Genomic DNA, 19,316 nt, shown 5'->3' on the forward strand with positions numbered 1-19,316 from the left:
CTACGAGTGTAGAAATTATGAAGGCACTGGGCAAGAAGGGCGCTGCAACGCGACAGGTCATCCTGGATGCCGCGCGACAGTCGTTTACGGCATCGGGCTATGACGTGGGGGTTCGGGAGATCGCCGAGGCTGCCGGCGTGACGGCGATGCTGGTCAATCGTTACTTCGGATCGAAAGACCAACTGTTCGAGGAGGTGGTGGATACGGTGCTGGCCGCGCCCGGCATCGTGACGGCGGAGGTCATGGACGATCGGCCCGCCATGCAGGCGTTTTGCAGGGCGCTGGCGCGCGGCTTGGTGACGCGGACCATGCCCGAGGCCACGCCGATGGACGGTTTCCTGATCATGCTGCGTTCGGCAAATAGTCCGAAGGCTTCGGCGATTCTGCGCGGCAAGTTCGAGCAGGTTTTCGCACAGCCGCTGGCCGCGCGGCTACCCGGGCCCCAGGCTGGCCAACGCGCCGCGATGCTGCTGGCCGTGATTGCGGGCGTTCAACTCATGCGCCAGGTGGTTGAGATGGCGGGGCTGACTGAAGCGGATCCGGAGGACCTTGCCGTCCAACTGGAGGGGATTTTCTGCTTGCTGGCCGGGATTACGCCTGAAACTGTTCGACCAGGAAATCGATAAAGGCCCTGGCTCGGGCGGTTTGATTCCGGCGCTGGGAGTAATACACGAACAGGTCAGCGGMGGGGATCTTGTCATCGGGCAGGACGACGCGGAGGCGTCCGCTCTCGAGATACTTGGCCAGATCCCATTCCGAGCGAATCAGGATGCCGTGACCGTCCAGCGCCCACCCCAGGACAATATCTCCGTCATTACTCGATAGCGCGCCATCCACCTTGACGGTCTCCTGACGACCGTCATGTTCCAGACGCCATACGCCGTAGGCGTCGTCATTTTGTCGATGGACAATGCAGCGGTGGTGGGCAAGGTCCGCCGGCGATTTTGGGGTGCCATGCCGCTCCAGGTAGCCCGGCGACGCGCAAAGGAATCGTCGGTTCGACATAATGCGCCGCGCGGCCAGGCGGGTGTCCGGCAGGGTCCCAAAACGGATCGCCAGGTCGAAACCGCTTTCTACGAGATCCACCGGGCGGTCAGTCACTTCCAGCTGGACTTCGACGTGCGCATAGCGCCGTGCGAATTCCGAGACCAGCGGTGCGATGGTGGTTCGACCGAAGCCCAGTGAGGCATTCACTTTCAATAGCCCGCGTGGCTCGGCGCCGCTGCTCGATACGACGTTCTCCATTTCCCTGAGGTCCGCCAGGATGCGTGTGGCATAGGCGAGATAGGTCTCGCCTTCGTTCGTCAAGCTGATGCTGCGGGTSGTGCGGTTCACCAGCCGGACGCCCAGGCGACTCTCCATTATGGCAAGCCGCTTGGTCGCCGCGGGAGGCGTGAGATCCAGCTCCCGCGCCGCGCCCGAGAGGCTGCCCAGCTTGGCCACCAGGACAAAGAACTCAAGCTCCGAGGCAACGTCAGTTTTCACTTGGATTTAATAATGTTTTGAATTGGATTCAATTCTAGAGCATGGTTCTCCGCCTACGCTACGGATTCCCCACGCGTATGCGTGTGCTATYTGTGCATCAGGAGACACATCGTGAGAATCGTTGAAATCCGGGAGAAGACGCTCCCCATCAGCTCGCCCATCCGCAACGCCTATATCGATTTCAGCAAAATGACCCTCAGCCTGGTGGCGGTCATTACGGACGTGATCCGTGACGGCAAACCGGTGGTGGGCTACGGCTTCAACTCGAACGGCCGCTACGGCCAGGGCACGCTGATGCGCGAGCGGTTTATCCCGCGCCTGATGGAAGCCGATCCCGATTCGCTGGTGGACGCCACCGGCAACAACCTGGATCCGCACAAGGTCTGGGACACGATGTTCAAGAACGAAAAGCCCGGCGGGCATGGCGAGCGCTCCGTGGCCATCGGCACCATCGACATGGCCATTTGGGATGCCGTGGCGAAAATCGAAGGAAAACCGCTGTTCCAGTTATTGGCGGACCGCTATGGCAACGGCCAGCCTGACCGCAAGGTGTTCGTCTATGCCGCCGGCGGTTATTACTATCCCGGCCAGGATCACGGCAAGCTCAAGGACGAGATGCGCAGCTATATCGACCGTGGCTATACCGTGGTGAAGAAGAAAATCGGCGGTGCGTCATTGGACGAAGATCTGCGCCGCATCGATTCGATCCTGAGCGTGCTGCAGGACGGCCAGAAACTCGCGGTGGACGCGAATGGCCGCTTCGACCTCGACACCGCTATTCAATATGCGAAGGCGCTGTCGCAATACGACCTGTTCTGGTACGAGGAGCCGGGCGATCCGCTGGACTTCGAACTCCAGGCCACGCTGCGCAATTACTACGACAAGCCCATGGCCACCGGTGAGGACCTGTTCTCGATGCAGGACGCCCGCAATCTGATCCGCTATGGCGGCATGCGTCCAGATCGTGATTGGTTGCAATTCGACTGTGCACTGAGCTATGGCCTGGTCGAGTATCTGCGCACGCTCGACATGCTCAAGCAACACGGCTGGTCGGCCAGCCGCTGCATTCCGCACGGGGGACACCAGATGTCGCTGAATATCGCCGCTGGCCTGGGCCTCGGCGGCAATGAAAGCTATCCGGACCTCTTCCAACCGTTTGGCGGCTTTCCGGACGGCGTCAAGGTAGAGAAAGGCTACCTCACGATGCCTGACTTGCCGGGTATCGGCTTCGAGGGTAAGTCGGACCTGTACAGCGTGATGCGGCAACTGTCGGCGTAAGCCGCACGGTTAAATAAACGAAACGGAGGCAACCGAGCGGATCAGTAATCGGCCCGTGACCGGGTGAGATTGGGGGGTATCATCGCTCCACAAGCGTTGGTGCGCCCCAGCCCCTTCAGGGGTTCAATTGGCTCGGGAGAGGATTCTGAAAGATTTCATTAATGAGACGGAAGGCCTGGCTGGCGCGAGGCTGACRTTGCTTCGCGATGGTCCGATCGAACTCTACCGCGCACAGTTTGTGRATTCGTCGGTAATCGCTGCGATACCCGTGGCCCCGGTGTCCGAAACCTCCCTCGAGCAGCTGCGCTACGAATACAGCATCAGAGACAAGTTCGATGGCGGCTTTGCACTGCGCCCTTTAAGGTTCACCGTACATAATCAAAACCCGGCTCTGCTGCTGCACGATTCTGGTGGCGAGATGCTGAAAGACCTGATCTCAGGCGCCACGCCGCCGGAGATTTTCATTCGCCACGCACTGCTCGTGGCGTCGTCGCTGGCATCCGTCCATGACGCAGGCCTGGTCCACGGGGGATTGACGCCTTCGAACATCATGGTGCATCCAGGCGAGCTACGTGCAAGGTTGAYGGGTTTTCGTGCGCTAGCCTTGATGCCGACGCTGTCCGCATTCGCTGGCGGAACGGAACGGGAAATGGACCGCGAGGCGCTGCACTATATGGCCCCGGAAGCGACTGGGCGGGTCAATCGAGTCTTCGACGAACGCTCAGATCTATATTCACTGGGCTGCATTTTCTTCCACATGCTGACCGGCCGCGTGCTTTTCCCTGGCGTTTCGCCATCGGAGCTCATCCATGCGCATATCGCTCGTCGTCCTGACGAAGATGTGCTCCTTGATCTGAAACGAAGTTTCAACGCGCGCCTCGTTGAGCTTGTATGTCGACTGCTGGCCAAGGAGCCAAGCGAGCGGTATCAACGGGCTTCCGATGTTGTTGACGATCTGGTTGCCCTGACCACAGTGAATCATCCGCGAACAGCAACCTTGGGACAAAGGCGTCGATCAGGTGCAGGTCTGTTCCGATCCGGAAGGTTGGTGGGTCGCCTGGCGGAGCTTGAGCGTCTTCGCGATGCCATTCAAAGCACGCCGGATGACCRGAAGCGGAGATTATGGTTAGTGGAAGGCCCGGCGGGCATTGGCAAGACCGCTTTAGTCAATCGTCTCAGGTTGGAGGTCGGCGGCAAAACCTGTGAGTTTGCGCAAGGCAAATGCGAGCTTGGGGATGGTGTCACACCCTATGCCAGCTTGTCCCGGGCCCTTCACGCACTCTTGAGAGCGGCGCTTGGATATCCTCCGCTGCAGTATGCGCAACTGCAGCGAAGGCTCCGCGAGGCCTTTGCCGACGAATCATCGATCATCACGACCATTTTCCCGGATTTCAGCCGACTCCTGGGAGAACACACGCACCATCCCGCTGTGTCGGCGCACGCAGAAAGGCACCGTTTCCTCGATGCCATCGCAAAGCTATTGCGTGCGTTCGCCTCGAAAGAGCGCCCGCTCTTATTGTTTCTGGATGACTTGCAGTGGGTCGACGAAGCAACGCTCGAGGTTGTTGAATATGTGCTGCAGAACCCGCTCTGTGGTCATGTCTTGTTGGTCGGCGCAATGCGCGACGGGAAAGTCGAGAGCGAGGGGGCTCACGTGCGCCCCTTTGTTCTGACCGATATGGTTGAGCGGATGACACTCGGACCTCTCTCTGGACGGGAAGTGGGCGGGCTCCTGCGTGCAGTCCTGGACGAAGATGATGTCGGGAATCTCACCGTACTCGAGGGCGCCATTTACCGCGGCGGCGGCGGTAATCCGCTTCACACGATACAGCTGGTCAGATCACTCATCGACGATGAGGTCATGGTCTACGACGAGGGCAACGGCGAATGGGTGGCATCCCTGCCGGCACTTGAAGCAAGATCAGACCTCTCAAGCGTGGTCGAGTTGTTGTCAACAAGGGTTGGGAGTCTGGCCCAGGACGCGCTGATGGCAACGCAATACCTRGCGATTCTCGCAGAGCCGTCATCGCTTGAAATCCTGTCTACGGCGATGTGCCGCCCACAAAATCTGGTCGAGCTTTCGCTGCGAGAAGCCCTTGAAAAGCAGTTCATTGTGTTGAGCGACGGTCTCTACTCCTTCACGCACGATCGGGTTCGCGACGCTGTATACGAAACATTCGGCGATCTCGAACGGCAGGAGAAACATCTGGAAGTTGGCWGCAACCTTTGGGAAAACGTTGTCAAGAATGGATTGAAGGTCAGTGTTTTTGTTGTCGCGAACCATTTGACCAGGGCGAGGCTGCCGGTTTCCGATCATCGACGGCGTCAGTTCGCGTTGATCATTCTTGACGCTGCCAATAAGGCCAGGGAAGCGACGGCCTATGAGGCGGCGATTGCGTACCTCGCCAATGCCCGGGATTTGTTGAAAGATCGGGCCGACCTCGACGGTGACTTGCTCGCGGTTATCGAATTGAGGCTTGGAGAGTGCGAGTTCGTGTGTATGCGAACTATTGAAGCATCAGAGCGAATCGCGGCGATATCGAAAGATCTACTGGATTCCAGGCACCGGGCAGAGCTTATTCGACTACGCCTCGCAATGTATGTGACGTTGGACCAGCCCGATAAAGGTCTGGAAGTTGGATTCCGGTATCTCGAAGAGGAGGCCGGCATCGTCTTCTCGAAGGACAATCGATTGGAAGGCGTCGAGGCCGACTATCGGCGACTTCTAGAGCATTACGGAAGCCGTAGTGTTCAAGATCTCGTCAACCTGAAGCTTATGGTCGACGAACGCGTTCGAAATGCGATGGACGTGATGACGGATCTCATACCGGCGGTGATGTTTTCCAGTCAGGACCTCGCCGAATTGATCATTCTTCGAATGATCAACCTCAGTCTTGAAYATGGACACTGCGATGCGTCATGTTATGCCTACGTCTGTCTAAGCTTCATTGCTGGAGCCAGATTTGAGGACTATGCGACGACCGCTGTTTTCGGCGAACTCGCGATGCGGCTCCCGGCGGAGCGAGGGCTGAATCTATACGCCGGTCGTGTTCAGATGTGCTTCGGTGCGCTCAGCCTTCCTTGGACGGGCTCCGCCACGGAGGCGAGGCGGCATCTGGAGGAGGCGACGGCACTCACCGACCGCCAGGGTGACATGACGTTCGCCGTCTATTCCCGACGGCACATTGTCACGAATTTACTGTTCAGTGGTGGTGCGTTGTCGGAGGCTCAACAAATCGCCGAGGACGGTTTGAAACTCGCGCGGGATGCTGCRTTTGCGCTAGTCGTTGACGCGTTCATGGCACAGGCGTGGTTGATCCGCGAGCTCAGGGGGGTTCCCGTCGATATCGGGATGCACGATCCAAATGTCGAGTATCTCGATTTGCTGAGCGACTGTATMAGTGGAAAGTTCCATCGGGACATTGCCGCTTTTGCATTTTGGAYGTACCGCCTGCAGGTCGCGGTCCTGTGGGGAGACCTGCCCAAGGCAATGGAGGCTGAAGCGCGCGCCAGCGCATCCGYATGGGCGTCTCCCGCCTTTCTGGAGAATGCTGATTTTGTTTTCTATAGCGGACTATTGCGCATCGCCATGGCGAGGACWGCCGCACCTGCCGATCGCGAAGCTCACACGCGTCTTGTGCGAGATCGGGTTCGGCAGATGCAGTGTTGGGCGGAGGCCTGTCCCGAGAATTTTCTCTCGCGCGAGAAATTGCTCGCCGCGGAGCTTTCTGAGCTGATGGAGGACAAGGCGAATAGTCTCGCGCTCTATGAAGAGGCGATAGCCTTGGCGGATCAGTCGCGCGATATGCACATTCAGAGCGTCGCCAGAGAGCTGGCATCTCGTTTCGCAGCGCGTTGTGGGCTCCGCTCCGCGCAACAGGGATACCTGGAGCAGGCGAGGAGTGCATACGCTTGCTGGGGGGCGGATGCAAAGGTTCGGCACCTCGATGYGGAGTTTCCCGCGCTTAGAGCAGGAAGGAGCACGGAGTTTCGCGAACTCGGGAACTCACTGTTATGGAGCGAGGATCGTTTCGAAACGGAAGTTGTACTGAGGTCGGTCCGGGCCTTGTCGGGGGAGTTCTCGTTACAACAGGTCATGAAGATCATCCTCCAGAATGCCCTGCAATATGCCGGCGCGGAGCGTGCGGTGCTGTGCTTGCTCGAAGACGGCGTGTTGTATGTGGCGGCACGTGCAAAATTGGCACAGGGACAGTTGGAAATGAATCTCGTACGGACGGTCCTCTCGCCGGAGTTGATTGCGACGCCCATCGCCTACCTGACGCTGCGCAGCAAGGAGTCTGTCGTGCTTGAGGATGCGCGCGATGACCCGCAATACGGACTCGACAGCTATGTTCGGGCACACAGATCGCGGTCGATTATGTGTGTCCCACTCCTCAAGCAGGGTTCACTCACAGGATTGCTGTATGTGGAGAATGCGTTGATCGCAGGCGTCTTCAATGCGACGCGTGTGAGGACCCTTGAGGTTCTCGCATCTCAGGTGGCATTTTCCCTGGAAAACGCGAAGTTGTATGAGAACGTTGAAGCCGAGCATGTTCGGCGCGCGGAAGCCGACCGTTACGCCCGAGAGACACAGGAAAAATTGGCACGGGCTGCGCGGTTGACAGAATTGGGTGAACTCGCGGCATTCATCGTGCACGAAGTCAGTCAGCCCATCTCCACGGTGAGCACGTGTGCCCGCGCCGCAATTCGATGGCTGAATCGAGAGATTCCGGACCTTTCGGAGGCCGTGGCGGCGCTCGAGATGATCTCCGCAAGCAGCGAGCGTGCGACGAATATCATCGGAAGCATTCGAGCGATGGTCAAGGAGTCTCGTCCGAATAAATCGAGCATGGATATCCACGAGGCAATACTCGAGGTCTTCAATGTCTTGCGGGAGCGCATTGATGCTGAGAAGGTAATGCTATCGAGCACCTTCGCAACGGATGCCTTGATTGTCTCTGGTGATCGCATATTGCTGCAGCAAGTAGTGATGAATCTCTTGACCAACGCACTCGAGGCAATGAGTGACATGGAAGAGCGRGAGAAGTGCATTGCAGTCCAGACCCATATTGATGAACACCATATGGTCTGGGTGTCAGTCAGCGATACCGGCCGGGGCATCTCGGATGAGATCGCAGCGCACATCTTCGACTCTCTGGCCACCACAAAAGGATATGGGATGGGCATGGGCCTCTCCATTTGCAAGTCGATTGTGGAGGCTCACGACGGGAAGATTGAAGTTTGTAGTGCCGGCGCAGCAGGCGCCAGCTTCCGCTTCTCCGTCCCAATCTGGTGCAATTTCAAATAATCCGGTCTATCCCGACAAGGTGATGCGTCGATAACCGTCAAGCTGTGTGCGTTGATTCAGCAACGACTGTGAGGACGCATGCAGGCCACGCTTAACGGCACCGAACTCTTCTTTGACGTGGATGGCGAAGGATTTCGCCCGGAGCAGGGCACACTGGTGGAAAAGCCGGTGCTGGTGGTCATCCATGGGGGACTTGGATTCGACCATGGCTACCTGAAGCCCGGGCTGTCCGCGCTGCGCGATCAGGTGCAACTGCTTTACGTCGACTTGCGAGGGCAGGGGCGCTCGGGACGCCCACCGCTGGATACCTGCACGCTTGAGCAGATGGCCGATGATGTCGCGGCGCTGTGCGCGTATCTCGGCGTGGGGCAGGTTCATGTGTTTGGCCATTCGGCCGGCGGCTTTGTCGCCATGCATTTGGCGTTGCGCCATCCTGCGCTGGTACGGGGGCTGGTGCTGTGCAGCAGCTCGCCAACCGTGCAGCCGATTATGGACGATAACGGAGAGCCGGCGCCGACGCTGGCCTCGCGCGCCGGGCCCGAAACGATGGCGGTAGCGGCGCGGGTGTTTTCCGGTGACATTACCGCCGAAAGCGTCGAGGCCTTCTTCCGCGAGGTCGGTCCCTATTATGCGGCGCCGTCCCACATGGACGTGCCGCCTGCGCTCACCGCGCTCAGCATCGCTTCGGTCGACATCATGCGGCATTTCATGACGGTGATTGCGCCGTCCTATGACTTGCGGCCTCTCCTGGGCAGCATCTCCGCCCGAACCTTCGTACTGGTCGGCAAGTTCGACTGGGTGTGCCCGCCGCGCGCCAGCCGTGCCCTCGCCCGGGGCATTCCAGGCGCGGTGCTGGTGGAGTTCGATGACGCGGGCCATTTTCCATTTTCCGAGACACCGACGGCGTTCATCGACGCAATGGCGAATTATTTCGCGAGCTAATACGGAGGGATCATGACTGAACTTTGGCGCCTATCGGCAACTGAACTGGCCTCGCGTATTCGGCATCGTGAGGTGTCTGCCCGCGAGGCAGCAACGTCCGCGCTCGAACGCCTGGATGCCGTCAACCCGTTGATCAACGCGGTGGTCGCACATCGCCCGGAGTCGGTCCTGGCGCAGGCGGATGCCGTTGACGCGGCGTTGGCGCGCGGGGAGGACCCGGGGCCGTTGGCGGGTGTACCCGTCACCACGAAGATCAATACCGACCACGCGGGATTTGCGACGACGAACGGCACACGCCTGCAAGAGGGGCTGGTTGCGCAGCACAACAGTCCGGCCGTCGAGAACCTCGCGCGGGCGGGCGCCGTCCTGCTTGGCCGCAGCAACTCGCCCACGTTCGCGCTGCGCTGGTTCACCGACAATCGGGTCCACGGTCATACAAGCAATCCGCGCAGTCCTGCGCTTACGCCTGGAGGATCGAGCGGGGGAGGGGCGGCGGCGGTAACCGCGGGGATCGGCTGTATCGCGCTCGGTACCGACATCGGCGGCTCTATCCGCTACCCGGCGTACGCATGCGGCATCCACGGATTGCGGCCGTCGTTCGGCAGGGTGCCGGCGTTCAACGCCTCGTCGCCCGAGCGTCCGATCGGCGCCCAATTGATGTCCGCGACGGGGCCCATGGCGCGTACGGTGGCGGATCTTGAAGTTGCGCTGATGGCCATGTCCGCGCCCGATGTGCGTGATCCGTGGTGGGTGCCCGTGCCGCTACAGGGTCCCGAGACGGCGTTGCGGGCGGCGCTCTGTTTGCGCCCGGGTGGCATGGAGATCGCCCCGGAAGTGGAAGCTGCGCTGCGCGATGCGGCGCGGCGGCTGGTGGACGCGGGGTGGACGGTCGAAGAGATCGACGACACGCCGCTGATCCGTGATGCGGCCGAAGTTCAGGAGCGACTGTGGCTCGGCGATGGATTCCCGGCGCTCGTCGACGCTGTTACCCGGGATGGCGATCCCGGGGCGCGGGCCGTGGTCGAGGGCGTGCGTGCCAAGGTCAGTGCGATGCCCGGTGACGTCGTCAACAGCTCGCTGGTGCGCCGGACCACGCTGGTGCGTCATTGGCGCGCCTTCCTTGCCMAATACCCGGTGCTGCTGCTTCCTGTATCGGGAGAGYTGCCGTTCCCGGACGGGCTCGACATGCAGGGCGCGGCGGGCTTTCAGCGCGTYTGGGAAGCGCAGCTGACCATGCGGGCACTCCCGGCGATGGGGCTGCCAGGGCTCGTCGTCTCCACGAATCTGGTCGACTCGGTCCCCGTCGGCGTACAGATCGTGGCCAGCCATTTTCGGGAGGACCTGTGCCTGCTGGCAGGCAAGGCGATCGAGGCGCGCGGCACGCCGCCTTCGCCGATCGATCCCTTTACCAAGTGATGGAGGAGAGCCCCGCGTGGTAGCCACATTCGCGGAAAATGCGAATGACGCCGTCAACCTGCTGTGGCTCAATCCACAATGAAGAGCTTGGCGCCTGTCTTGGTATAAGACTGATGTGGCTCCGCGTTGTCGCCCACCTGATAGCTCATGCCCGCCGTCAAAACAAATTTCCGTCCATCTTCGAGCGTTGTTTCCAACTCACCTTCCATGCAGAAGAGGACATGCCCCTTTTGGCACCAATGGTCCGCGAGGTAGCCAGGGGTGTATTCCACCATCCGCACCCGAATCTGATTCGGCTTTTCACCGAAGCATCGCGTGCGCCAATAGGCCATGCCGGTTTCCCCCTGGTGCTCTGTCTTTTCGACTTCCGCCCAGTTGGTCGTCCCAAATGCAAATGCTTCCATCTTCATGCTGTTGTTCCTTGTACTAGGAGTGTCGGTTCACAATTGCCGCCTCTACCAGAGTTTCACGTACGCCTTGCCGATCAGCGGGCGAAGCGAGGCCGATGCAAACCGATAGTTCCTCGCCCTCGACCAATGACCTGTAGACGACGCCAGCGCGTCGTAATGCGGTGAACGATTTCGGCAGCAGGGCTATGCCCTTTCCATTCGCCACATCAGCAAGTAGAACGTGATGGTCCGATGGCTCCCTCAATTTGGATGGGGCGAAACCATGGCGGGAGAAAACTGTCTGGCAGTGATCGAAGAACGCGGGCTGTCGCGCACGCTCGAACCAGAAGACYTTCTCACGTGCCAGGTCCGCGAGACCAATTCTTCTGCGCTTGGCTAAAAGATGGCGTGACGGTATCGCGACGACCATCGGMAGTTGGTCGAGTTCCCGGACCTCCAGTTCGTGCGTTTCCGTAGGCAGCGCGATGAACGCTGCGTCCAGTTTGCCAGCGCGWAGCTGGCGTACGAGCCGGGGCGATGTATCGGAGAAGGTCGAGACRAYGGTTCCGGGATGACGGGCTTGCACCCGTTGTGCCAGCCCGTGGAACCAGGCTGGTTCCACGGCGCTAGTCAGTCCAAGCCGGAGGTTGGCCGGCAGACCCTTAATCGTGAGCGCTGCCTCGGCCTCGCGAAGCAATTTGGCAATGCTGCGCGCATAAGGGAGCAGCTTCTCCCCAGCGACGGTAAGCGTCACGCCCCGCGTATTGCGGTCAAACAACCGCGTTCCCAACCGTTCTTCGAGTTCTCGAATTGCCCGGCTCAGTGGCGGCTGGGAAAGATGCAGCGTCTCGGCCGCCTGCCGGAAGCTCAGTGCGTCCGCCACGGCAAGGAAAAGCAAAAGGGATCGGGAATCGAGGCGATCAGACATATCAAAAAGGTATCACAAACTTGGTCATTCCGCATCCCGGGTGCGTGCCCTACATTTGCCGCACCAACTCTTCTGGAGAAGATCAATGAACCTGACTCACCATGCTGCCCTGGCCGCTGTTTCCCGGCGCAATTGTCAACGGGGTGACCTATGAACCCAGAACGTTACGAGCGTGGCTTGCAGATGCTGGCTGCAGTGGATGGGGTTGCCGGTCAGAACGTGGTCGAAACGCTGGCGCAATCGTTTCCGGACTTCGCGCGCTACGTGGTTGAGTTTCCGTTCGGCGACATCTACGCCCGAAACGGCCTCGGCTTGCGCGAGCGGGAACTGGCAACTGTCGCAGCGCTTTGCGCACTCGGCAGTGCATTACCGCAGCTTCGCGTGCATGTACAAGCTGCATTGCACGTCGGCTGCAAACCGCGAGAGGTGGTGGAGGTTGTGATGCAGATGGCGGTATATGCGGGATTTCCGGCGGCACTGAACGGTTTGTCCGTCGTACGTGAGGTCTTCGCGGAGACTGGGATTCCGCTACCACTGGATTGAGGTCGCGGCGCCGACKCGGAGTTCCGCACACCGACCGTGCCTAGGCACGCTTGACGGTCGCATTCTGGTCATCGACATACGCATCGAGGAAAGCATCGGAAGCGACATGGTCGGCGAGTGCGCGCAGGGTGGCAGCTGAATCACTACCCAATACCTCGGGCATCGGCCTCGCCTTTAGCAGTCATTTGTGGGGGGATCGGCCTTGTCCGTCTTGAGGGGAAACTTGCAAACCGGGACCCGTGAAACGCGCGCGGCATGACATCAGAATCTGACGTTAGACGAAAATTCCACGCAGATCAGGCTGAAATCGCGCGAATTTGCGCTTTCGCCGCCACCTTCTAAGCTGCTCTCATTGCCTGCGGCCCTCAGGCGTTTGCCGCGCGCGTCCCCGCGTGCCGAACGATGAGGCGCCAATGATAAAAAGAAGATGCTCAAGGCTTGTACGGCTGACGCTCGGCTTGTTGTGGGCCGTGGCACCTGGCCTGACGCAGGCGGCACCCGACACGGTGCAGTATCAGGTGCCGATGGCCGAGGCACCGGTCTTTGTCACGCAGGCCATCGACACGTTGCCGGTGCGCGGCACCCGGGTGATCTCGGTGATGGCGTGCGGGATGGAACTCGACTTCGTCAATCGCTTCCGCGCGCACGACAGCAGCGAGGACATGGCCGCCGAAGTCCTCGGCAAGGTCGTGTGGAGCCAGCTCGGCAGGCGTCGTTTGCCATTGGCGGAGTTCGAACCGGGCTGGTGTACGGCAACGGTGACGTTCGACCGTACCGTGATCTGCCGGCTGTTCGAGGACGAGTGCAGGTCCACTGACGAAGCGACCCGCATCGCTGCCGCAGACAAGTTCCTCGACGATCCCATCTGGAAAGCGCTGGTGAGCCCGCCAGAAGGCAGCCTGCCCGATGTGGCGCCACTGCAGCAGAAGCTGGTGGGATTCGCGCCGCCCGTATGCGCAACGCCCGGTTTCTACAACGTATCGGCTGTCCTGCAGGATCCACCGGACCCGAGCATTCCGACAGACTTCGGACGCGTACACCTGACCTTCCGCATTGCCACGGCCTGTCTGATTGCGCAGGCCAACACGGCGCTGCTCAATATGTCGCGGGGCACCCAGCAGGTGGGGACGGACGGGATGCTGTGCGCGGGCCGCGTGGGCAAGACGCACGGCGACTGGGACGCCACGTTGAAGGACCTGATCCGCGTAGCCGAGCTGGACCGCGCGCGGCCCATCCTGTCACAGGAAGCGAGGACCAGGCTCAACGATCAATTGATCGATATCGATGGCGGCCCCGCGCAGGAGCGCTATCACCTGTGGGAATGCGGCAACGAGGAGCGCAGTGTCGGCAGCCCGCAGGAGCGATCGGACGACCGCGACGGCTTCGACGGGTTCATGGAAGACCTGGCGAACACGCTGGAAGACCTCGCCTGGATTCTGCTGATCATCTTCCTGATCGCTGCGGCGGTGGCGGTGACCATCTTCACTGCCGGTCTTGGCGGCGTGCTCCTGCTGGTGCTGGTAAGCGTGGTGGCCGCGGGGGTCGCCACGGCAGCTGCCCTCGCGCTGGTGCTCACGATTCCGGAAACCGAGAATCACCTCTTCCTGATCAACACCACGAAGTACCTCAACAACCAGTACATCATGTCGAATGGGGGCACCGGCTATGCGAGCGACCAGAAGAATCTRCGCGAATGGCTGCTGGAACATACCCAACGCGTGGTGAAGGCCGACTTCCTCGAATACAACAGCCGGCCCTATCAGCGATACAGCCTGGCCGCGATCATGAACCTTGCCGATTTTGCCAAGGACCCCGATGTCAGAACTGGCGCGCAGCTTGCGCTTGAGTATGCGGTGGCGAAGTATGCGATATCGAGCAACGAAGGGCGGCGCATCGTGCCATATCGCCGCAAGCGCGAGTACCTGTTTCACGTCGATGGCCTGCCTCACGATCCCAAAAAATGGCCGTTCAACGGATTGTTCGACCTCAGCGAGGGCGCCGACTACCTGCACGCCCTGGGACTGCTGTACTTCGGCCCATCGCTGAACCTGCCGGCAGGCGGCGGCAATTCCTATGCGGCCACCAGCGCGTACGCGTCGCAGGCGATCTATGCGGCCACGTCATACTGGCGGCCCGACGAAGCCATCTTCTCGTTGGCGATGGAACGCGGCCATGCGCCGCTCGTGCATCAGCGCATTCACCACGATGGCTGGGAGATCGTTTCCAGCGGGGCCAGTTTCACGATCACGGCCGGCGGCGTGACCACGGGCATGCCGATGAACACGACCACCGATGGACTTGACGGCACCATCCTCAAGGACACGCAAGACGGCCTGGGCGCGGCGGTGCCGACGACGCTGATGCTGGCCGGCCCCCCGCACGTCGCACCGCTGTTCGACCGCAAGGAACGCGTTCGGGAATCGGATACACGCCGTTCTTCGTTGGAGCGTTTCCTGCGTTTCGATGGCAGGCGGGCGGAGGTGGGGGGCCATGCCCCCAGCTACGACCAGAACCTGTGCGTCTGGGACGGCTTCGCTTGCGGCGTCAATCTCATGATTCCAGACGACCTGAGAGCGTGCATGAAGCCGGATGACCAGCGCCCGAACTGGTTCCTGGTCCGGTCCGACGATCCCGCGTGCCCGGGTTACAACGCCGGTCCCACGTTCTGGATGGCCATCTACAACGAGCCGCGCGCAGGGAACGACTCGCGTTTCGGCCCGTTCGATAACGTCGGCCTGATCGAGATCGTCGACGGCGCGGAGATGGACTTCGAGACATTCAGCACGCGCGCGCGGCAACGGAATCCGGGGCCCGGTCCGCTGATGGGCACGGGCTCCGCCTGCAATGGTGAATACGTGTCGGTGCGAGGCACGACCGGCCAGCGTATCGGTTTCGATTGCGTACAGGTGACGTCCGTCAACGGCACCGCACAGCCGGACCGCGATGACTGGCCTCACGCGGGCGCCGCCCCGGGCGCGCTGGGCGTGGCGCCCATGACATCGGGCGGCGACGGCCGCGTCGAGATCACCAGTCCGGTGACGCGGCGCAGGATCGTGCTCGATTTCACGCGGCTGGATAACCCGATGTTCATCCTGCTGGGTCCGCCATGAACCTGATTACGAAGTGGTTGCACGGTATCGTGCCRAYGCTCGTCGCGGGCCTGGCCCATGCCGATGCCACCGTCACGGCCTGCGGCCAGGACGTCTGGCCCGGTGATGCACGCACGGACCTGAGCGAGGCGCTCCAGGCCGGCGGGCGTATCACGTTTGCTTGCGCCGGGACCATCGCCTTCACCACCACGCATGCGCTCRGCCGGGACRTGGTGATCGACGGCGAGGGCAAGGTCACGCTCGATGGCAACGGACACCGCATGTTCGGGATCCGCGCCGGTGTACACGCCTCGTTCACRCGTATCACGATCCGTGGGGGTGGCACATCGGGCGGCAACCCAGGCAGCGTGATTTCGGGGGAAGGGGCGGTATCGTTGCTGGCAGGGACCACCATCCGCAACTCAATTCGTCCGATCTGGCTGCTGGCGGGCAATCTCGTCTTGCGCGATGCCTGGATTGCCGAGAATACCGGTCCCGTGCTGGTGGTGTCCGAAGGAGAACTCGATATCTCGCAAAACAGTCGTCTGACCGACAACAGGGGTGGCGAGGTGCTGGCCACGGGGCCGGGCACCACGGTGCGCATTGCGGATACCCAATTCCTGCGCAATGGCCACGCCAGCTTTGGCGGCAGCGCGGCGGGAAACTGCGAAGTCACCATCCGGAATGCCTGGTTTGCCGATAACGCCGATACACAGGACGGCGGCGCCATCCTGTCGCGCTGCGCGCTGACCGTGGAAGATAGCCAGTTCGAGCGCAATCGCGCCGGCGGCGATGGCGGTGCTATCCGCCAGACACACGGTGCCACGGCGGTCATGCGCAAGGTGACGTTCCGCGCCAACCAGGCGGCCGGCAGCGGGGGCGCCATCGCGGCCGTCTGGGATTTGCAACGGCAGGGCAGCCTGCGCGTGCGAAACAGCCGATTCGAGCGCAACGTCGCCACCCGTGCCGGCGGCGCAATCTATGCGGGAGAGTCTGCGCTGGTGGAGATCAGCGTCGATGGCTTTGTCGGTAACACGGCCGGTACGGCGGGCGGCGCCATCTACGCGCGGCAGGCGCGGCTCGACAGCAGAGGCAGCCTGTTTCGCCAGAACACCGCCAATACCGGCGCCGCTATTCAGACGCTGTGCATGCCSGCCATGGGGCAGATTGCGAACACGATCCTTGTCGACAACTCGGCAAAGCAGGGCGCTGGCGCGTTCCATGGCGGCAACGTGCGATTCCTGAACGTCACCATCGCCGGTAATGGCAGCCGTCCCGTACAGCACGCCCAGCTTTGTGGTGATACATCGGCCATCGAGTTCGCCAACACCATCGTGCTGGGTAACTGGAATGGCGCCTGCGGGGGCGCGGATGCGCAGCGCACATTCCGCGACCTTGGCCATAACCTCCAGTTTCCCGGTAATGCCTGCGGCAGCACGATTCCCAGTGTTTTCCCGATACTGGGGCCGTTTTATGCACCGCTGCGTCCACTGAGTCCGGCCGGCAACGGTGGCGACAATGCGCTATGCATGGCGGCTCCGATCAATGGGCGGGACATCTTCGGCACACATCGGCCGCAGGGTGAGGCGTGTTCGATCGGCGCGGTGGAAGGGGACCTCTCGACCCTGTTCGACCGTTACTGGCGCAAACGGCGCGACGCGTTGACGAAGTAGAGAGGCGGCGCCGATCGCAGCAGAGTGTGCGTGCTCCGAACGGGGTAAGCCGTGAGTAGCATGGCAACAAGTGAAAGACATCCTATGCTCGGCGCATGCTGCGCTGCATCGATTTCCGCTCGGGATGCCCACTGACGTAGCGGGCACAGCAAACAGCGTAAAAGCCACTGAATTCAGGTGGCTGACCTCGTACCAGAAACGGTCGTTACTACATGCGGAACGCGTGTCAAGGCTCGCGCGTCCTCGATCCAGGTGCCGTGGGATAGATCGCCATCCACGAAATGCGCATCGGACCAGAATTGCTGCTGGGCTCTGTCTCCATCAAGTTAGTTTTTTTGAGGCGTGCCCCTTGAGACACTCCTACACAGCATACGGGCGTGAAAATTCAGTCGYGCGAGAACGTGGCTCCGCCGGTTGGCCGGATATACCGTGGGGTTGGCAGCCCCATGGCCTTGGCGGCATTAAGAATGCCGTCCTCGATCGCACCGGCGTCACGCACGGACTGGTATTCGCCGTCCTTGAAGATTACGTTGGCGCCATAGACGACCATAAAGCCCTCAGCGGGCTCTTTGGCATCGGCCGGTACCGAGAACGTGTGAATGGAGCCGCCCGGTTCATACAGGTAACTACCGGCTGTTTGCGGGTCCTCTGGGTACTCGACATAGTTCCATTCGCCCTTCGTCGTGAAGAAGTGGACGGTCCCGGTGTGGAAATGGGGCGGCAGTGTCGTGCCTGGCTCGAATTTTCCGTACAGGACCCAGACACCGCTCTCACGATCGAGGAAGAGCGGGACGATGGTGGAGCCGGATTCCGAGCCTGGGAACGCCACTGCATCGTGAATGTTGAGGGACAGCAGTCGATCCTGATGGGTAAAGACCTTGGGCAATGCCATGATGCAAATCTCCTGAGGCGACGAGTCGAATCGCGCGGATWTAGATGTGTCTCGTCGCCGGTATGTTGAAAGTGTCCGGAAGTCCGSGTGGCTCAGAGATAAAGTCCGCCATCGACTGCAATCTCGGTGCCGGTGATGTAGCGAGATTCATCGCTTGCCAAGAACAGCGACGCATAGGCGATGTCCCATGGAGTGCCTTGGTGGCCCATCGGGCAACGCAGATTTCGCGCGTCGCGTGCGGCTTGTCCCGCCGCAGCGTCACCCTTGGTCAGGTGCGCGGCGTGTGGTGTGTCGATCAATCCGGGGACCACGACGTTAGCCCGAACACGATCAGAAGCGTAGCGGCGCGCGAGCACACGCGTCATATGGTTGAGCGCCGCCTTTGACGTGTTGTAAGCCAGAAACGGCATCGGGCTCCATTTTCGGCTGGCGATCGACGAAATGTTTACGATCGAACCACCGCCCTGTTTCACCATGCGAGGGAYTACCTGCTGGCAKGCCAGCATGACGCCTTTGAGATTGATGTCGAAGACGCGATCCCAATCTTCTTCGCGGATATCCTCGAGCTCCGCCACGATCTCGATACCGACATTGTTATGTAGTACATCGATGCGTCCGAACTCGGATGCGCAATAGCTGGCCATGGCTGCAAGCTGGGCCTTACKGCATACGTCGGCCTCGAACGGCAGTGCATCGCCGCCGGCTTCGCGGATTTGCTCAACAACGCGTTGCGCGGCTTTGGTGTCGCGGTCTACGCAGAGGACGCGCGCGCCTTCCCGCGCATAGACAATGGCCGCGGCAGAGCCATTGCTGACGTCCGCGCCACTGGAGCCAGCGCCCACGACGATGGCGACCTTACCGGCCAGCCGGCCATGCCCACTGGCGATTGCAAGTGCTGAATCTCCCATGCCGGCGTCCCTTAGCGYAGGCCGAGCGCGCGCAGCTTGGCGTCGGGCGCCGAGTATGGGCGCTCGCAGATGATCTTGTCCGAGCCCGGCGCAAACTCGAACGTGGCGGCCATTCGAACCCGGAAGGTGCGGCCCGTCGGTGCGAAGGTCTTGCCGTTGGCCTGGAGCGGACCGAGATGCGTGCCCTGCAACCAGAACTCTACGAGCACCGTTTGGTCGACGGCAGCAATGGCGATAATTTCGTTCTTGAGGTCGGGGAAGGGAATCCGCGACGAATCAAAGTAGCCGCGCACCTCGGTTTCTCCGTCAAAGACAACGCCGCTGCCATGCATTTCGTAACGGGGGTGGGCAAACGTATCGATGACGGCATCCCAGTCATGGACACATTCCAGAGCCATGTGGTCCCGCACGGTCTTGATGCGTGCGGCGTCGAGCGTAGCTGACATTAAAAATCTCCTGTGGTAG

Annotated in this window: 16 protein-coding genes; 8 read left to right on the forward strand and 8 right to left on the reverse strand. The window is 61.0% G+C overall.

Features of this window, described 5'->3' with window-relative positions; all coding sequences use genetic code 11:
- Nucleotides 1-17: 17 nt before the first annotated feature.
- A complete protein-coding gene (locus tag AB4Z27_RS21600) occupies nucleotides 18-626 on the forward strand; it encodes a TetR/AcrR family transcriptional regulator (RefSeq protein ID WP_441590948.1) in 609 nt (202 codons plus the stop codon).
- On the opposite strand, the gene AB4Z27_RS21605 is transcribed toward AB4Z27_RS21600, so the two are convergent.
- A complete protein-coding gene (locus AB4Z27_RS21605; RefSeq protein WP_441645229.1) occupies nucleotides 592-1,485 on the reverse strand; it encodes a LysR family transcriptional regulator in 894 nt (297 codons plus the stop codon). The genes AB4Z27_RS21600 and AB4Z27_RS21605 overlap by 35 nt on opposite strands.
- A 111-nt stretch (nucleotides 1,486-1,596) precedes the next feature.
- On the opposite strand from AB4Z27_RS21605, the gene AB4Z27_RS21610 reads away from it, so the two are divergent.
- The 4 genes from AB4Z27_RS21610 (at nucleotide 1,597) to AB4Z27_RS21625 (ending at nucleotide 10,429) form a co-directional block, all read left to right on the forward strand.
- The gene (locus tag AB4Z27_RS21610; RefSeq protein ID WP_441590944.1) at nucleotides 1,597-2,763 is read left to right on the forward strand and encodes a mandelate racemase/muconate lactonizing enzyme family protein; all 1,167 of its coding nucleotides are present in this window, start codon (nucleotides 1,597-1,599) and stop codon (nucleotides 2,761-2,763) included.
- 277 nt (nucleotides 2,764-3,040) lie between these two features.
- Nucleotides 3,041-8,071, forward strand: a complete 5,031-nt coding sequence (locus AB4Z27_RS21615; RefSeq protein ID WP_441645230.1) for a trifunctional serine/threonine-protein kinase/ATP-binding protein/sensor histidine kinase — start codon at nucleotides 3,041-3,043, stop codon at nucleotides 8,069-8,071.
- 78 nt (nucleotides 8,072-8,149) lie between these two features.
- Nucleotides 8,150-9,013 (forward strand): alpha/beta fold hydrolase, encoded by an 864-nt coding sequence (locus tag AB4Z27_RS21620; RefSeq protein WP_441590941.1) that lies wholly within the window; start codon nucleotides 8,150-8,152, stop codon nucleotides 9,011-9,013.
- A gap of 12 nt (nucleotides 9,014-9,025) precedes the next feature.
- Nucleotides 9,026-10,429 carry an amidase family protein gene (locus AB4Z27_RS21625; protein WP_441645231.1) on the forward strand — a complete coding sequence of 468 codons (1,404 nt, stop codon included), beginning with the start codon at nucleotides 9,026-9,028 and terminating at the stop codon, nucleotides 10,427-10,429.
- Between the two features lie 68 nt (nucleotides 10,430-10,497).
- Here the strand turns inward: AB4Z27_RS21625 and AB4Z27_RS21630 are convergent, their stop codons facing one another.
- Together AB4Z27_RS21630 and AB4Z27_RS21635 are read right to left on the reverse strand one after the other, a co-directional pair.
- Nucleotides 10,498-10,839: a DHCW motif cupin fold protein gene (locus tag AB4Z27_RS21630; protein WP_441645232.1), complete on the reverse strand. Its 342-nt coding sequence runs from the start codon at nucleotides 10,837-10,839 to the stop codon at nucleotides 10,498-10,500.
- 16 nt (nucleotides 10,840-10,855) lie between these two features.
- Nucleotides 10,856-11,746 carry a LysR family transcriptional regulator gene (locus tag AB4Z27_RS21635; RefSeq protein ID WP_441645233.1) on the reverse strand — a complete coding sequence of 297 codons (891 nt, stop codon included), beginning with the start codon at nucleotides 11,744-11,746 and terminating at the stop codon, nucleotides 10,856-10,858.
- Nucleotides 11,747-11,896: 150 nt separating this feature from the next.
- On the opposite strand from AB4Z27_RS21635, the gene AB4Z27_RS21640 reads away from it, so the two are divergent.
- Complete coding sequence (locus AB4Z27_RS21640; RefSeq protein WP_092301275.1) at nucleotides 11,897-12,289, forward strand: carboxymuconolactone decarboxylase family protein; 393 nt, start codon at nucleotides 11,897-11,899, stop codon at nucleotides 12,287-12,289.
- A gap of 40 nt (nucleotides 12,290-12,329) precedes the next feature.
- On the opposite strand, the gene AB4Z27_RS21645 is transcribed toward AB4Z27_RS21640, so the two are convergent.
- Both AB4Z27_RS21645 and AB4Z27_RS21650 read right to left on the reverse strand, forming a co-directional pair.
- Complete coding sequence (locus AB4Z27_RS21645) at nucleotides 12,330-12,452, reverse strand: hypothetical protein (RefSeq protein ID WP_441590934.1); 123 nt, start codon at nucleotides 12,450-12,452, stop codon at nucleotides 12,330-12,332.
- Between the two features lie 351 nt (nucleotides 12,453-12,803).
- The gene (locus tag AB4Z27_RS21650; RefSeq protein WP_441645234.1) at nucleotides 12,804-12,953 is read right to left on the reverse strand and encodes a hypothetical protein; all 150 of its coding nucleotides are present in this window, start codon (nucleotides 12,951-12,953) and stop codon (nucleotides 12,804-12,806) included.
- Here AB4Z27_RS21650 and AB4Z27_RS21655 point away from each other — a divergent pair.
- Entirely contained in the window at nucleotides 12,952-15,399 is a 2,448-nt protein-coding gene (locus AB4Z27_RS21655) for a hypothetical protein (protein ID WP_441645235.1), read from the forward strand. The genes AB4Z27_RS21650 and AB4Z27_RS21655 overlap by 2 nt on opposite strands.
- Nucleotides 15,396-17,051 (forward strand): hypothetical protein, encoded by a 1,656-nt coding sequence (locus AB4Z27_RS21660; protein WP_441645236.1) that lies wholly within the window; start codon nucleotides 15,396-15,398, stop codon nucleotides 17,049-17,051. The genes AB4Z27_RS21655 and AB4Z27_RS21660 overlap by 4 nt, the downstream gene beginning before the upstream one ends.
- A gap of 385 nt (nucleotides 17,052-17,436) precedes the next feature.
- On the opposite strand, the gene AB4Z27_RS21665 is transcribed toward AB4Z27_RS21660, so the two are convergent.
- The 3 genes from AB4Z27_RS21665 to AB4Z27_RS21675 all read right to left on the reverse strand — a co-directional run bounded on the left by AB4Z27_RS21665 (nucleotide 17,437) and on the right by AB4Z27_RS21675 (nucleotide 19,297).
- On the reverse strand, nucleotides 17,437-17,943 hold the full coding sequence (locus tag AB4Z27_RS21665) for a 2,4'-dihydroxyacetophenone dioxygenase family protein (protein ID WP_441645237.1): 507 nt from the start codon (nucleotides 17,941-17,943) through the stop codon (nucleotides 17,437-17,439).
- A 92-nt stretch (nucleotides 17,944-18,035) separates the two neighbouring features.
- Nucleotides 18,036-18,851 (reverse strand): SDR family NAD(P)-dependent oxidoreductase, encoded by an 816-nt coding sequence (locus AB4Z27_RS21670; RefSeq protein ID WP_441645238.1) that lies wholly within the window; start codon nucleotides 18,849-18,851, stop codon nucleotides 18,036-18,038.
- 11 nt (nucleotides 18,852-18,862) lie between these two features.
- Nucleotides 18,863-19,297, reverse strand: a complete 435-nt coding sequence (locus AB4Z27_RS21675; protein ID WP_092301295.1) for an ester cyclase — start codon at nucleotides 19,295-19,297, stop codon at nucleotides 18,863-18,865.
- Nucleotides 19,298-19,316: the final 19 nt, after the last annotated feature.

Origin of the sequence: Cupriavidus sp. KB_39 (assembly GCF_052114485.1) — a bacterium.
Taxonomy (GTDB): domain Bacteria; phylum Pseudomonadota; class Gammaproteobacteria; order Burkholderiales; family Burkholderiaceae; genus Cupriavidus.